Origin of the sequence: Mucilaginibacter gynuensis (assembly GCF_039541195.1) — a bacterium.
Classification (GTDB): domain Bacteria; phylum Bacteroidota; class Bacteroidia; order Sphingobacteriales; family Sphingobacteriaceae; genus Mucilaginibacter; species Mucilaginibacter gynuensis.
In genome coordinates, this window is sequence record NZ_BAABFT010000015.1 from 85,746 (window position 1) to 100,333 (window position 14,588).

Consider the following 14,588-nt stretch of genomic DNA (forward strand, 5'->3'; position numbering starts at 1 on the left):
ACATCTGCTTTTGATGATAGTATCGCTAAATCTCTTTAAATCATTTATCAATTAATTCGTAAATCTGCTCGTCTGTTAAAGTACTGCTCAAGAATTTATCTACCTAAAGAAAGTTAAATCAATCATAATCAACAGTTGAAATTTTAGTAATTACAGATGTTGCAGGGTTATATAATATTTCTAAAATACCATCTGTGATTTTTCCCTTCGCAGTAACTCTAACAGAGAGGACACCATCTTTTGCAGTTGATTTATAATCAGGAATAATAGCTAAAAGCGAACTTAGTTTAGCGCCAACTTTAATGAAAGGTCCGCCTTGTGGGCCTATAGCCCAGTTAGCACCTGTAATTTCGTATCTGCACATCTTACCTTTTAAATAGTGTATTTTTGCACCGGTATAACGGTAGGTAGTAGCCGTATCATCTTCTGTTTCCCAAAACTCTTTGATTATAGAATTGGGCTTACCAAATTGATTTTTAGCTAAAGGTTGGCCAAATGAACCACTTTTTGTGCTATTACTCTTATGTAAAGTAAGCTTGGTGAAAGCTATATGGCTTTCGTTTGTTAAAGAATCTGTTATAACAGGCACGTTGATTGCATGCTGAAGTGTATAGCCTGTAGCATTGAAGCTACCTATAATAGCTACCGCGATAAACAGTACCGGGAAGGTAATTTTTGTGAGTTTCATTTTTTGATAGATTTAGGATGGGTTTGATTTTTATAACACAAAGCTATAGTTTGATTTCACTTTCGCAAGTGGAGTAACCAATTATTTTGTTAAAGTTAAAATATCCGGATACCAGCGGCCCGGGGCACAAAAAAACCAGGCAGAATCATTTTCTACCCGGTTTAAATAAGCTAATCTTCTTTCACTTCCGGCTTTCCTTTGCCGGTAGCGATGAGGTCGCGCAAACTGCCCTGTATATAACCCGTCCAGGCATTTGAACAATCGCCATAACATTCGTATTGGGGTACTAAGCCCACATGCGTAAAACGAATGTGCGTTTTATCATTCTGCGTAAAAATTTCAAAGCAGATGCTCGTACCTGTCCACTCGTTTTTGTTTTGAACAAAGGAAAGCCGGCTATCGGTAACCAGCCAAACCACCTTTTGGTTGGGAATCACTTCTATGAGTTTCTGCCTCGAATAATGTACATCCCAAAAGCGCACTTCAAACTCATCATTTAATTTCTGCGAAGCACCTTCAACATTCTCTGTCCACCAGCTGCTAATGCTATTGATAGCATCGAAAGCCTCGGCCGGTGTTTGATCCACCGTTATTGTGGTACTGAAATCCTGATTGTTCATGATATTTAATTTTGCACTTCACATTCTACTTCGTTCGGTTTGCCTTTACCCATGGTGATGAGGCTGCGCAAACTATTATTTATATAATCTGTCCAGCAGGTTGAGCATATATCGAAACACTCCATATCGGTATTTAAATTATGATGGGTGAAGCGCACCTGGGTTTTGCCATCCTGCTCGGTTATGTCGAAGCTGATTTTAGAGCCAGTCCATTCGCTTTTATCTTTAGTGAATTTAAAGTAGTTATACTTTACCAGCCAAACTATTTTTTTGTTGGGTACTACTTCTACCAACTTAATTTGGGAGTAATGGAGATCATGCGCCTGGTAAACAAATTCGTCGTTCAATTGGGCCGTATCGCCTTCTATCCCTGCCGACCACCATCCGCGAACATTTGTAATGGCATCAAAAGCTTGTTGTGTTGTTTGGTCTACCAAAAAGGCAGTGCTAAAATCTTGATTGTTCATGGTTAATTTATTTATAGAGTTATTGTTTTCAGTTAATTACGTATTGAATAAAACAAAAGTATTGTCTGAATACAACTTAAACAGGGTGTAAAATGGACTTTATAACGGGTTGATTTGGACATGCACAAACTTTATCTTTACGTAAAAAAGCGCATGAAACATCTTACTATAATAGTACCCGATGGCGAGAACAACTTAAGCAGTATAGTAGGTGCCTACAAAATATTCACTCGGGCCAATGAATACCGTAAAAGCACCGGCAAACCCGAATTATTTAATATTCAGTTGGCCGGCATTTCCAACCAGATAGATTTTTATAATGGCTTGTTCAGCGTGCGGCCGCATACCCATATTTCGACCATTGATAAAACTAACCTGGTGATTATTCCCTCGTTAAATCACAATTATGACAAAGCCCTGCAACAAAACGAAGCCCTTGCCGAGTGCATTGCCAAACAATATAAAAACGGTGCTGAAATAGCCAGTATTTGCACCGGAGCTTATCTTTTGGCCGCGTCGGGTTTGCTGGACGGGAAGAGCTGTTCTACCCATTGGGCTGCCGCCGATAACTTTAGAACCAGGTTCCCGAAAGTGAACCTGCAAACCGATAAACTGATCACCGACGAAAATGGCATTTATACCAACGGCGGTGCTTACTCTTTTCTGAACCTGATCATTTACCTGATTGAGAAATATTATGACAGACAAACGGCTATTTTCTGTTCAAAGGTTTTCCAAATAGAGATGGACAGGCAAAGCCAATCATCTTTCATTATATTTAAAGGACAAAAGCAGCATGGCGACGAAATGGTTAAAGAGGCACAATGCTACATTGAAAGTCAGCTGCACGAAAAAATATCGGTAGAGCATTTATCGTCGCGATTTGCTGTAGGACGAAGAAATTTTGATCGCAGGTTTATTAAGGCAACAGGTAATACTCCCGTTGAATATTCGCAAAGGGTAAAAATTGAATCGGCAAAAAAGGCGTTTGAAAATAGTCGCAAAACTATCAACGAAGTTATGTTTGATGTTGGCTATTCGGATGTAAAAGCATTTCGCGAAGTGTTCCGGAAGATCACTGGCATGTCGCCTTTGGAGTATAGAAGCCGTTATAATAAAGAGGCAGGGTTGTAGATCATACGCTAAAAAGCGAAATAATTGTCGTTGCGTTTAGTTTACTTTTACAAATAGCTTAGCCACCATTTATCTTTATGCGTTTGCTTATACCTGTCGTATCTTTTGCATAAGGGGTACAGGGCCACAACAAGAAGTATCCATATAAGATAGGCAACAGGCAGCGAGAACCCGTAACCTTTCAAATCTTGGGTAAACCATATCGGTTGTTCGAGCATCCATATCTTCCAATTTTGACCGGGCAATATGGCTGATGATAGCATGGCAATTAAATGGATCACATAAATATGCACGAGATAATAGAACATGGGCACCCTACCGTAAACTGAAACCACATCTACCACAGCCCCTTTCAGCCGTTCGGTAAACGAGAGAAACAAGAACGCTCCACCCAACGTAAGTAACAGGTAAAGCAGCGATGGCGGATATTTATTCACATTAAGGAACGACAGGAAAGTAAAAAAGTCATCTTTCTGCACACTCCACTTTACAGGGTCGCCGTATACATTACTGTATCGCAACACCACAAATAAAACAAGGCAGCCTGCGCCGAGCAGTAACAGGTTCTTCTTCCGTTTATCGGCATCGTAACCGGTAGCGTACCATTGCCCCAGGCAATATCCGAGCGGCATCACCCCTATCCATGGCACAAGCGGGTAACCTACCAATAGTGCCTCGTGGTGCCATATAAAAAAGTTTTGCTGATGCAGCAGCGCCCAGCCGAATGCAGGCAAAGTATTGCCGGTTATATTCGTACTATCTAAAAGGTTATGACCAAATACCAGCACCAGGCCAAATAACAGTATCAGCTTTTTAGGCAGATGTATCACTGCTGCCAGTACGATCATACTCACCCCAAGTGCCCATATCGTTATGAAAAAGAACATCGGAAAGGTGAGATTAAAGTTCCAGCCGAGGTTTACCACGAATAATTCGAGCACAATGAGCCACAAGCCACGTTTTACCAGGAAAACGGATAACTCCTTTTTACTCTTCTTTTGCCCTATCAGAAATGCCGATGTACCGGCCAGCAGCATAAATATGGGCGCGCAGAAATGGGTGATCCACCGGGTAAAGAACAGCACGCCACTGGTTTTACTGAAATCGAGCGGATCATAATAAAACGAACCCGAAAACAGGTAATCGCGCACGTGATCAAGCGCCATAATGATCATGATGGTACCGCGAAGAAAATCGATAGAGGTTATCCTGGTTTTGGCGATTGCGATGGAGGTCATGATCAAATATAAGGAAATCTATATTTACAACTACCAACCAGCAAACTGACTTTCAATTTGTTAAAAACAATTTAACTTGTAATTTAGAGATATCAATCTTTTTGAAAATATCTCCATAATTCACCATAATGAAAGATCAACCTATAACCAACAACGATATTGATTCAAACGATTTGCAAAAAATAAAATTGCAAAACGAGATTGATCTGCAAAGGCTTGATCTGAAACTCAAAGAGAAAGAGCTGACCAAAAAAACAACGTTCAGTTCTACTTTTGTTACTATTTTGGTAGCAGTTATTGGGTTGATCGGCGCTGCTTTTTCATCATCGTTACAGCGTAAAAACGAACTCGAAATTGAGGAAAAGAAATTTCAATACGGAATTTACGCCAAAGCCTTTGAATCGGGCGATAGTGTGAACGTGGCCAAAATACTCGATTTTTATATTAAGGCAGGTCTATTGCCCGGCGAAAAAGGCAAGTATGCCAAGCTGATTAAAGAAGGCAAGGGCGATGAGATACCTACTACCTACAATACCACAAAGTATCCGGATATTTATAAAGGCGTTACCGTTCCCACAGTAAATAAGGCGACTCATTTCCTGGTAAATAATAACTTTCTGGAGGGTATGGGCACCACCTACAACCTATCGGCCAAAGTGAGGCAGGGCTTAAATAAGGATACCGTAAAAGCAATCGTATTACATTATACCGGCGGCGGTTCATTCGCATCCGCTGCAAACATCATGACGGACACTGCCTTTGCCGTAACCGCGTCAACCCATATACTTATTGATAAAACCGGAAAAGTTGTACAGTTAGTCCCGTTTAACTATGTGGCCTTCCATACCGGCATGAGCGATGCCACTTTGAAGATCACCAACGGTAACTCCATCGGGGTAATGTTTGTTAACGATGGCAAAGAGAAATATACCGATGCCCAGATCAACGCGGGCATTGAAATTTGCCAGGCTCTCTTGAAAGCGTACCCAATAAAATACATTGTAGCCCATTCGGAAATTGCCAGGCCGGTAGGAAGAAAGACCGATCCCGGTCCGCTATTTCCGATTGATAAGTTCAAGGCTTTGGTAAAATGACCGCATGTTATCGCATTTCCTTTTCAATAAGGTAACGATTCTTTTACAAGACATATAGCTTACCGTTTAAGGTAATCCTTACATTTGGACCACGCCTTCCATCTACTATTTTTCATCTACCTATGGAAAACATTAATAAAGACGACATCAAACAGGAAGTATTTGATCTGTATGATGATTATGCACACAGTCGTTTAAACCGTCGTGATTTTGTACAAAAACTTTCTGCCTACGCTGTGGGCGGTTTAACCGTACCGGCGCTGATGAGTTTCCTGATGCCTAAGTATGAAACAAACATTCAGGTTAAGGCAGATGATCCCCGATTAAAATCTGAATACATTAATTATCCATCGCCCAAAGGTGGCGGAACCATAAAAGGATTATTATCAAAACCGGTTGATGCAAAAGGCAAGCTTGGCGGCATTATCGTAGTACACGAAAACCGCGGACTAAACCCTTACATTGAAGATGTAGCCCGACGTGCTGCCCTGGCAGGGTTTATAACCCTCGCCCCTGACGCCCTAACCCCGCTCGGCGGTTACCCAGGTAACGACGATGAAGGCCGTACTTTACAAGCCAAACGCGACAAGGACGAAATGGAAGAAGATTTTATAGCTGCCTACGAATACCTCAAAACCAATAAAGATTGCAACGGTAAAGTAGGTGTTGTAGGTTTTTGCTTCGGCGGAGGTATTGCCAACATGATGGCCGTACGCATCCCTGATCTGGCTGCGGCAGTACCTTTCTACGGCGCGCAACCGGCGGTTGAGGATGTACCAAAAATTAAAGCTCCCCTGCTACTGCATTATGCATCGTTAGATACCCGCATCACCGGTGGCTGGCCTGCTTATGAAGCAGCCTTAAAACAGAACGGCAAAAAATACCAAGCATATATTTATGAAAACGCCAACCACGGTTTCCATAACGATACAACTCCACGTTATGATAAGGCCGCCGCGGAACTGGCCTGGAAACGCACGATAGATTTCTTTACAGCGAATTTGAAGTAAACTTCAGTCAGGACAATAAAGGTAATACGAACTTCAAGTTGAAAGATTTGAGGCTTTTATGTGTATGAGTATTTGTAAATTTGGTGGCTCGGTAATATTTGTGCTGACAGCGGAGAAATACCAACCGTAGCTGAAGACCCATTCCCGGGAGTATGAAACCGGGCCTGTCTCTCTATTAATCGCCCTCCTGCTTTTCCTCCATCAAGCGAGACGTTTGCGGTAGCGGAATATCATCCTTTAATATTCAGGAAATTATCCATCAAAAAAAAAGTATTATCCATTTATATATTATAGGATAAACTTGACTTTACACTCAAGTTTAATAATACAAAGTTTCTATAGAAAGTAAGCCTTGTTTTATCAGAACCAATAAATATAAAACCTAAACCTTTTTATGAGCATAAACAGAATTGCTATATCTCCAGCTCCAGCCCAAATTCTCCCCTCATCTCAAAATGACATCGTCACCCAATCGGCTATAATCTATTAATATTAAACCATGAAGAAAATTTTCATATACATCGCTTTCATTTGTTTTGGTAGTTGCGTTCATGCGCAAAACGGGGCCATCAATGTTAAAAACAACTATACCACCTTGTTTGAATATGGTGAGCCACTAAAGTCGGGCGAAGATAATTTTACAAACCTGTTCCGCAACTTCCCCAAGTTTATAAATAACGCGAACAAAGGCATTCAATTGGTTTCTTACAAATATGTGGCTGATATCAGAAATCAAGATGATGCGATGAGATACCTGAAAAAGAATGAAAAATTATATCTGATAGATGGACAAGTGTCTATGAAATGGGATTCTGCTCAGGTAGCAACATCCTATATCACAATATCCTTCCCATCTAACGGGCAATTAAACGCGAGGGTCAGCAAAACATCCGTAAGGAAACAGGTAGAATCTATAGTAAGCGATATTAATCCGGGTGATAGGGTATATGTACTTAACTTTATTGCTGAAAGCCAAAATTACAAATTTTATATGTTCGTGAACCCGAAAACGAATGTATTGTTAAGAGAGGGGAATTTTTTAGGGTTCGATATCCCTTTATATTATGCGGATTTTTACCAAAAAAATCTTAAATATTGATAGACTTTCACCTTATTTTGATAGCTCTTGGTTAGGTCATCGTCTTAATTTCATATTCGGATTAAAAAATTATTTGTCGAAGTTGAAATAATATACGCAGCGCGATTTGTAAAATGTCGTTGTCTTTAAGTACCGATCTTAACGGCACGGTTGAACATCCGACAATAGCGCTCCAACCCTCATTGCAGGTGGGGCGTGTAATTTGTGTTTGCGCGCCCAGTTTCTTGAGGTCATGCATTAGTATAAAAGCCTGAAGCAAGATAAAAACGGTTAAGCTTCAGGGTGTAGTTTAAATTAGTATTGGAGCATTTATTCAGCTATTGATTGAATAAGATCGAAGGTGTCCTCTCGCCGAAGCGTCGTAATTGCCCCTGCTCAATGTCTTTTTCTCCCCTCGCAGGTACAAGTAGTATCCGCTACCTTTAATAAAAAAAAGGATCATGAGAAAAATTATCGTTAGTTCATTCATCACGCTCGATGGTGTTGTTGAGGCACCCGGTGGTGATGAAACGCCTCACCCACATGGTGGCTGGCAGGCGCAATATCGCTCGGCTGATGGCGGAAAGTATAAGGCAGATGAGTTGGCCGCTGTAGATACCTTGTTGCTTGGCAGGGTTACGTATGATACATTTTCCGCCTACTGGCCAACCCAAACCGGCGAAGCTTTTGCCGACCGCATTAACCGCTACCCCAAATATGTGGTATCGGGCACGCTGCAAAAAACAGACTGGTACAACACCCATATTCTGCGCGATGTAGCCCGGGATGTGGCGACCCTTAAAGAAACTGACGGTGGAGATATTCTTGTTTATGGAAGCGCCACACTCGTAAAAGCCCTGCTTCATAACAACCTTATCGACGAGTTGCGGCTTATGGTATTCCCCATTTCCATCGGGGGCGGGTTAAAGATCTTTGATGACAACAGGGAGTTAAAGAAATTTGAATTGAAGCATTCGCAGGTAATGGATAACGGCGCGTTTATACTTGAATATAAGCCGATAAAGTAAGTGATTATTGGAGATATATCATCATTACAAAGCTTATCAAATGCGATAAGCTTTGTAAGCTAATCTATTGGTTTGGGCGGCGCATATTCGAAAGGTAACTGGTCGCCTATACGTTTTGTGGCCCATTCACCCCTGATTAAAAAAGTACCGGCAGGGACACTACCCCTGGCATCAATTATTGCTTCTTTTAAATACAGTCGTAACTGTGAGTCTTTTTTACTTTGATTTAACGTAACAAAATCAGTTTCGTTGGTCGAAGCTTCAGCTTGCGTATCAGTGGGTTTTTGCTGTTCTTTAATTTCATCATCTTTTAATCGCGCAGCTTTTTTAGGATTGTAAATAATATTTAAGGCTTTAATTTTGAGTGAAATAAAGGAGCTGTCAATAACAGTTACAGCATCATCAAATTTTACAGGGTTAGGGTCTGTGTAAACTTTTTGATCGTACAAGTTGCTGCTCTTATACATTTTGCTGGCAATAAACCCTTCGTCGGCCACCGTATTGGCAAATACCGATCTCAAAAAATGCATCATTGAACCGTTGTAAGCCGTTAGCCTGTTTTGTGCCCAGGTTTTTTTCTGCTTGTCGGTGCCCTCCAGTTCTTCAAAGCTATTGTCGCCATCATAATAAGTAAGCTGTTTTACAGAGTTATACTCAAATGTTTTGAGCAGGTATTTTATCCGATACCCCAGTTGCTCATTCTCTATGATCAGGAAATCATCGGCACCAGCCTTTAATATGATATTATCCCCGGCTATTTTTTGCCCGTTAAAATTAATGATCTCTGGATTGAGTATCACACAATTCCTTGCATTGTCTGATGTACCCAAAAACTGATCTTTAAATATGGCATAATACCTTTCCCTGTTTTTATTAGCGCCTATCTTAACTTCATTGAGTACTATCGATTTTACCTCCAGCGCGAAGCTTATATCAACCGATTTATCATGAATAACTACAGTTTGCGAAGGGGCAGAATAACCAAGCATTTTTACCGAAAGCGAATAGTTTCCTGCTTTCATCCCGCTAAAGGTAAAGCGGCCATCTTTATCGGTTGCTGTTATTTGTTGAGAACCGCTGATAAATATGGTGACGCCCGGCATCGGCTCACGCTTCTCGTCGATAACCGTTCCCGAGATGGAATAACTCTCCTGCGCAAGCACGTTAAAGCTCACAAAAATTAAGAGAATGAAAGGTAGCTGACGGATAAGATTTTTCATAGGTTTAGTAAAAAGTGCGTTTCGTTAATTGATTGCTGATTCAACACTTTTGAACAACTTTTTACTATAGAATAAAACTATTGGAATTGGTTTAATTTGTTTTTAGAAATTTAAGTAAAGCGACATTTAAACAATGGCAGCCATGCCAAAAGCAAGTGGTTAAAGCAAAATCAGATACAGGTATCCCAAATAACCTATCACCGTTGGGCTTCCGTTTTTATTACCCTGTCAGATATATAAGGCACTGTTGGGTAGCCGTCGTACTCCCGCAGGTCAGCAGGCTCTCTTGGGGTAGCGTATGCTGATTTTTTGCCTTTTACCTGTATGGTTCCATCAGTGTAAACTGAAACGAAAGCCCATAACGGGTCTACCGTCAGTTCAAAATCATAACCATTTTTGAGGCGGGCAAACTGGTAAGAGGCGCTGTTGATTTGCAGGTAGTTGATGTTGTTATAAACATTGAGGTAATCTTCGTGATGATGCCCGCTCAATACCAGCCGTACTTTTTGAAAACCTGCCTTTTGATTTGCCCTTTCAAACAGGAGCCTTATCAAAGCGCCTTCCTTTAAGCCGTCCATATCATCATCAATACCCTGATGGCAAAAAACAATTACCGGTAAAGCGGTACTGTCGAGGTCATGTTTTAGCCAATCGCGCTGTTCATCGCCTATGGCATTGGGGTAGCCTTTGGCAGCGCTGCCGGGCAGGCGTTCGTTACCGTTTAATACAATGAAGTGATAGCCGTTTAAATCAAATGAATAATACTTGGCTTTGGCATTCCAAAAGCTTACCACCTCATCATGACTAAAGCCGCCATCATTATCATGGTTACCGATAACATGATACTTAGTCCCCTTAAAGCCGTTCCATGCATCCATTATTACTTGGTTGGCCGGTTTGGGTACACAGAAATCACCCATTTGAATTACAAAATCGGGTTTCAAACGGTTCATTTCGGCGATGAACATTTCAACACGCCGCGGGCCGTCTTTTATCAGGTCGTGATGTAAATCGGTAAGTACACCAAAACTGAACAGCGCCTTAGGTTTATAATTCTCATGCTGCGTTTCGGCTTGTAATTTATTGGAAGCAAAGGGTATGCCCGCTAAAGCGATACCCATACCTTTTAAAAATTTTCTGCGTTGTACCATGCTAAAGCTGATATACTATTGGCCGCCATTTTAAAAGCGACCTGTTTTCGTGATTATTTTATGGCGGTTTTAACAGGGGCGCCTACCGGGTGGTCTGTTTTAAATTCAAAGCTTAGCAGGTTGGCTATGGTTTGGGCTATCTGGTCCTGAAAAATTTGCGAGGTAGTTTTAATCTCTCCCAAAGCAGGTGTATCCGGCCCCATAACTACCAACCATGTTTCGTTAGAATGCGCCGAGCCCGAACCATGACCGGTCCACTGGCTGCCAACTCCGCGCCCGTGATCGGGGCATATTACTAAAGTAGTTTTGTCTTTATAAAAGCTATCGGCTTGTAAATATTTCCATAAGCCAGCTATCATGGCATCAAGGTAGTGCGCGGCATCCAGGTAATAATCATACTGACCGGCATGGCCCAAATCATCAGGGTCAACAAAATCAATATACATTGCTTTTGGATGATTGGCCGAAAGGTAAGTTTTGGCAATGGCATAAGTATTTGCATCCCACCTAACTGATGTGCCGAAATAATTAGGCAGGTAATTTTGCATTTCATTAGCCAGTTGCTGCGCTTCGGTAAGGTGTGTACCCTGTACCTCCTCAAAAGGGTTGATGAGCGGCATGTGGTTACGGTTGCGGTTAACGATGTGCTTTACCGCATCCCAACCGGCAATGGTAGCTACCTTACCCTTGTAGCCGGGTTGTTTGTTAATAAATTCAAACACATTTTCGTTTGGGTTATCAGGATAGCTGTTTGAATTGATCTTTGGATCGTAATAACCACAGATGGTTTCACTGCGACCGGGATAAGAGAACCAGTATTTATTGCGCAGGTTTACCAGGTTACCCACATTGCGGTTACCGTATAGTTGACCGTTTTTGGCAATATACTTCCAAAAAAATGGCATGAGTTTTTCGCGGCGCGCTGCCGTATCCGCCGCCCAATATTTATTGTATACCTCTGCCGAATCTTGCTTGCGGTATTTTTTATTGTTTAGTAATGATGTATCCGCACCGTTGAAAATTTCCTGCCAGCGGTAACCATCAATAGAAATAAAAATAACATTTTGAGTTTTTTTGTGCTGCGCCTCAACCCGTAATACGAATAGAGTGCATAAAAGCAAAACAAGGATAGCCTTCATTTTTACAATATTTGTTTAGTAAAACTAAATATTGTTTATTAAAAATAAACTACCCCTGTTTTAAGCTTTAGTAAAATTGATGCTCAATAAAATATCAGAACGTATATTTTTATCCTTTATTTAAATGAAGTCCCTGTTTGTTCTGTTCACAGTAACTGATGAGTTTGAAAATATTTACATCAGATCAGGAAGGAGTTGGCACCCGCATTAAGCGCATAGGTTTTAGCTTTCCAAATCAACTTTCCCGATGTTTTTTTGGGGAGGTTGATGATTACCTTCCACTTGCCTTTGTCCTGCTTGTAACTCACCGAAACCTTGCCGTTAGGGTGAGGTATTTCGCCGCCGATGTTAGTTAAAGCGCCTAAGCGGGGCTCTATCTTTATTTTGCCAAATCCCGGCGCGTAGCTGTCAATTCCTAATACGATCCTGTAAAACTCAATATTCGGACTGCTGCCCCAGGCATGGCAATCAGAACGCGAAGTGTTAACGTCAGAATATTCGGCCCAAGTAGTGAGGCCCATGGCGATGTTCTCTCGCCAAATGCCCAAGAGGTTCATATAGTCAATGTTTTTGCCTCCTTTTACCAGTGCCTGGTTCAGGTAATATTTAAAATAAACCGAGCATTGGGTCAGGTTTTTATCATTAAGCAAACCACTGATCACCGCCGGCATATCAGCATTATTTACAAGCCCGGTAAGTATAGCCAGCGAATTAACATGCTGTGAGTAGCCGTTTTGTTCTTTAATATCGGCATATAGTTTTTTAGCCGGGTTCCAGTACTTACGGCGTATGGTAACCTTTAACTGCGTGGCTTTTTGGTTGTACAGGGTCGCATAGTCGTGCATGCCTATTTGGGCTTCCATTTCGGCCGCCCATTGGTACGCCCAAAGTAATTGCAGGTCGTAAATGGCCGCGCTGCCGTCAGAGCCTTTTACTTCACCCCATAAATTGCCCGCCCAGTCAACAAATGCCCAATAGGGGGTGTTTTTTAAAGAGCCATCAGCTTGCTGGTACTTGCTGAAAAAATCGAGTATCGCCCTTGAGCCAACCAGTTTGTTTTTGATAAAGGCATTATCGTTGCGGTACATCCAGTAATCGTGCAGCATGCCGATGTACCATAGCGAGAAGGGCGATATGATTTGCGTACCCTTTGACGGGTAGCAGCTTTTGGTAATACCCTCTGCCAGGCGCGAATGGTCTATCTGCGTGAGGGCATTCCGCGCCAGCCTGTCGTCGCTGGTGTTGTAATACGATACCATGGCTTGTATGCGTGTATCGCCAATATATTGCAGTTGTTCGTAATAAGGGCAATCGGTATAGCTTTCCCAGGCGTTGAGCCGGGCAGAACGCCAGCCGATATCCAGTATCTGTTTTATTTCGGTATTATCAGTGTTTAATGCAGATGACAATTTGAAAGGGTAGCCGGTAAATGTGCCATAAAGATCGTCGATAACCAGCGGTTCGTCTTTAGTGTTTACCTCCAGTTGAATATAACGGTAGGTACGAAAGTTCAGTGTGGTGAATGATTGCCCCGCGCTGCCATTGGAGATGAGGCTGTCTTTTCGCCCTACAAACTCTTTGCCCTCTACCTCGTTGCGGTTACCCTTGTTTACGCCGTTACTGCCTTTTTGATAAAGCGATTCGGCATAGCCCAAGGAAATGCCTGCATTTTTACCCCCACTAAAATTTAAGGTTACATAGGCATTGGTTTCAAAAGTTTGATCGAGCAATAACGTTATCCTGCTATTGGCAGGCACAGTTATCGGCGTTTTTTCCTGCGGAAATGCCGGAGGAACATTTATCCCAACGGCACTGCGTAATTTGGCAATGCGCTGGTAGGTCATTTCCATAGGCGGGAGCGATGAGGGTACCAATGCCCAGTCGATACCCCATGCCATGCCTTTTAGCCTTCCCTCCGTTACTTTGGTGGTTACGGGCCAGGCTTTGTCATCATAGGCTACACTTGTCCAGTCGCCTTTAATGGTTTTATTCATATTTACCATTTCGCCTTTGCTGGCGGCAAAAAAATAACCGGAGATGGGCTGGTGCCCGGTATCGCGAATGCCCTTCCAGCTATCACCCGTGTTCAATATTTCTTCTTTGGGAGAGTCCCCCTGGATAATAAAGGCTGTGCGAACCGAGATCTGTGCTTCGGGCCGGTAGTCGGCTTCGTTGAAAACGAGGGCTGCTACCGTGTTTTTGCCCGTGGTGAGGTATGACGCCAGGTCAACTGTTTCGTAATTCCAGTAATAAGTATCGCCGCGTGCCGGGCCAAGCGATACCAGCGCGCCGTTAACATATAATTTATAGCGGTTATCTGCCGATACATGGATGATGAATTTTGCGGGCTTCTCGGCCAGTTCCACGCTTTTGCGGAAATAATAAACCCCGTAATTTTTACCGGTATCGCCGGCGGCGGCTATCCAGTTGGCATTCCATGGGCGGCTGTATGCAAATTCGGGCGATTGGGCATTGCTGTTTTTTACCAATAAAATACCGGCAAGGGCTAATACTACAGTGAAAAGGTGTTTCATTAAGGCTTAACTGGTTTGAGCCTGTAATTTATTAAGATTAATTGATTTAAGGGCTAAAATTTAAATCGATTTAGGCTGATAGCTATAATATCTATCCCCCTCGTTGATATGGCTACACTATTCAGGGATCGGGATACTTTTTGGTTAGCTGGCAGGTCTACTTTTGTTTGGTAATCATTTTAGATAT

The 14,588-nt window shown here is 42.1% G+C and carries 13 protein-coding genes; 5 read left to right on the forward strand and 8 right to left on the reverse strand.

The annotated features are described in order from the left end of the window. Positions 1 to 118: 118 nt before the first annotated feature. From ABD894_RS22100 to ABD894_RS22110, 3 genes are all read right to left on the reverse strand, one after another. Positions 119 to 688 (reverse strand): hypothetical protein, encoded by a 570-nt coding sequence (locus ABD894_RS22100; RefSeq protein WP_345213258.1) that lies wholly within the window; start codon positions 686 to 688, stop codon positions 119 to 121. Between the two features lie 170 nt (positions 689 to 858). Continuing rightward, positions 859 to 1,308 (reverse strand): SRPBCC family protein, encoded by a 450-nt coding sequence (locus ABD894_RS22105; protein ID WP_345213259.1) that lies wholly within the window; start codon positions 1,306 to 1,308, stop codon positions 859 to 861. A 5-nt stretch (positions 1,309 to 1,313) separates the two neighbouring features. Then, the gene (locus tag ABD894_RS22110; protein ID WP_345213260.1) at positions 1,314 to 1,775 is read right to left on the reverse strand and encodes an SRPBCC family protein; all 462 of its coding nucleotides are present in this window, start codon (positions 1,773 to 1,775) and stop codon (positions 1,314 to 1,316) included. A gap of 153 nt (positions 1,776 to 1,928) precedes the next feature. Between ABD894_RS22110 and ABD894_RS22115 the strand changes: the two genes are divergently transcribed. Next, positions 1,929 to 2,909, forward strand: coding sequence for a GlxA family transcriptional regulator (locus ABD894_RS22115; protein ID WP_345213261.1), 981 nt, complete (start codon positions 1,929 to 1,931; stop codon positions 2,907 to 2,909). 47 nt (positions 2,910 to 2,956) lie between these two features. Here the strand turns inward: ABD894_RS22115 and ABD894_RS22120 are convergent, their stop codons facing one another. Continuing rightward, positions 2,957 to 4,147 (reverse strand): acetyltransferase domain-containing protein, encoded by a 1,191-nt coding sequence (locus ABD894_RS22120; RefSeq protein WP_345213262.1) that lies wholly within the window; start codon positions 4,145 to 4,147, stop codon positions 2,957 to 2,959. 128 nt (positions 4,148 to 4,275) lie between these two features. Between ABD894_RS22120 and ABD894_RS22125 the strand changes: the two genes are divergently transcribed. The 4 genes from ABD894_RS22125 to ABD894_RS22140 all read left to right on the forward strand — a co-directional run bounded on the left by ABD894_RS22125 (position 4,276) and on the right by ABD894_RS22140 (position 8,357). Further along, positions 4,276 to 5,241 (forward strand): N-acetylmuramoyl-L-alanine amidase, encoded by a 966-nt coding sequence (locus tag ABD894_RS22125; protein WP_345213263.1) that lies wholly within the window; start codon positions 4,276 to 4,278, stop codon positions 5,239 to 5,241. A gap of 122 nt (positions 5,242 to 5,363) precedes the next feature. Beyond that, positions 5,364 to 6,251, forward strand: a complete 888-nt coding sequence (locus tag ABD894_RS22130; RefSeq protein WP_345213264.1) for a dienelactone hydrolase family protein — start codon at positions 5,364 to 5,366, stop codon at positions 6,249 to 6,251. A 499-nt stretch (positions 6,252 to 6,750) separates the two neighbouring features. Then, entirely contained in the window at positions 6,751 to 7,350 is a 600-nt protein-coding gene (locus tag ABD894_RS22135; protein ID WP_345213265.1) for a hypothetical protein, read from the forward strand. A gap of 440 nt (positions 7,351 to 7,790) precedes the next feature. Then, positions 7,791 to 8,357: a dihydrofolate reductase family protein gene (locus ABD894_RS22140; protein ID WP_345213266.1), complete on the forward strand. Its 567-nt coding sequence runs from the start codon at positions 7,791 to 7,793 to the stop codon at positions 8,355 to 8,357. A 59-nt stretch (positions 8,358 to 8,416) separates the two neighbouring features. Here the strand turns inward: ABD894_RS22140 and ABD894_RS22145 are convergent, their stop codons facing one another. From ABD894_RS22145 to ABD894_RS22160, 4 genes are all read right to left on the reverse strand, one after another. Further along, the gene (locus ABD894_RS22145; protein WP_345213267.1) at positions 8,417 to 9,577 is read right to left on the reverse strand and encodes a carboxypeptidase-like regulatory domain-containing protein; all 1,161 of its coding nucleotides are present in this window, start codon (positions 9,575 to 9,577) and stop codon (positions 8,417 to 8,419) included. Positions 9,578 to 9,774: 197 nt separating this feature from the next. Then, complete coding sequence (locus tag ABD894_RS22150; RefSeq protein ID WP_345213268.1) at positions 9,775 to 10,728, reverse strand: metallophosphoesterase family protein; 954 nt, start codon at positions 10,726 to 10,728, stop codon at positions 9,775 to 9,777. Between the two features lie 53 nt (positions 10,729 to 10,781). Further along, positions 10,782 to 11,867, reverse strand: a complete 1,086-nt coding sequence (locus ABD894_RS22155) for a sulfatase-like hydrolase/transferase (protein ID WP_345213269.1) — start codon at positions 11,865 to 11,867, stop codon at positions 10,782 to 10,784. Positions 11,868 to 12,046: 179 nt separating this feature from the next. Continuing rightward, the gene (locus ABD894_RS22160; RefSeq protein WP_345213270.1) at positions 12,047 to 14,401 is read right to left on the reverse strand and encodes an alpha-L-rhamnosidase-related protein; all 2,355 of its coding nucleotides are present in this window, start codon (positions 14,399 to 14,401) and stop codon (positions 12,047 to 12,049) included. Between the last annotated feature and the right edge of the window lie 187 nt (positions 14,402 to 14,588).

Excerpts from the sequence above, each read along its gene's own strand:
- ABD894_RS22140 (WP_345213266.1), top strand. The coding sequence starts at position 7,791 with ATGAGAAAAATTATCGTTAGTTCATTCATCACGCTCGATGGTGTTGTT.
- ABD894_RS22160 (WP_345213270.1), bottom strand. The coding sequence starts at position 14,401 with ATGAAACACCTTTTCACTGTAGTATTAGCCCTTGCCGGTATTTTATTG.
- ABD894_RS22115 (WP_345213261.1), top strand. The coding sequence starts at position 1,929 with ATGAAACATCTTACTATAATAGTACCCGATGGCGAGAACAACTTAAGC.
- ABD894_RS22110 (WP_345213260.1), bottom strand. The coding sequence starts at position 1,775 with ATGAACAATCAAGATTTTAGCACTGCCTTTTTGGTAGACCAAACAACA.
- ABD894_RS22105 (WP_345213259.1), bottom strand. The coding sequence starts at position 1,308 with ATGAACAATCAGGATTTCAGTACCACAATAACGGTGGATCAAACACCG.
- ABD894_RS22135 (WP_345213265.1), top strand. The coding sequence starts at position 6,751 with ATGAAGAAAATTTTCATATACATCGCTTTCATTTGTTTTGGTAGTTGC.
- ABD894_RS22155 (WP_345213269.1), bottom strand. The coding sequence starts at position 11,867 with ATGAAGGCTATCCTTGTTTTGCTTTTATGCACTCTATTCGTATTACGG.
- ABD894_RS22100 (WP_345213258.1), bottom strand. The coding sequence starts at position 688 with ATGAAACTCACAAAAATTACCTTCCCGGTACTGTTTATCGCGGTAGCT.
- ABD894_RS22150 (WP_345213268.1), bottom strand. The coding sequence starts at position 10,728 with ATGGTACAACGCAGAAAATTTTTAAAAGGTATGGGTATCGCTTTAGCG.
- ABD894_RS22130 (WP_345213264.1), top strand. The coding sequence starts at position 5,364 with ATGGAAAACATTAATAAAGACGACATCAAACAGGAAGTATTTGATCTG.
- ABD894_RS22125 (WP_345213263.1), top strand. The coding sequence starts at position 4,276 with ATGAAAGATCAACCTATAACCAACAACGATATTGATTCAAACGATTTG.
- ABD894_RS22120 (WP_345213262.1), bottom strand. The coding sequence starts at position 4,147 with ATGACCTCCATCGCAATCGCCAAAACCAGGATAACCTCTATCGATTTT.
- ABD894_RS22145 (WP_345213267.1), bottom strand. The coding sequence starts at position 9,577 with ATGAAAAATCTTATCCGTCAGCTACCTTTCATTCTCTTAATTTTTGTG.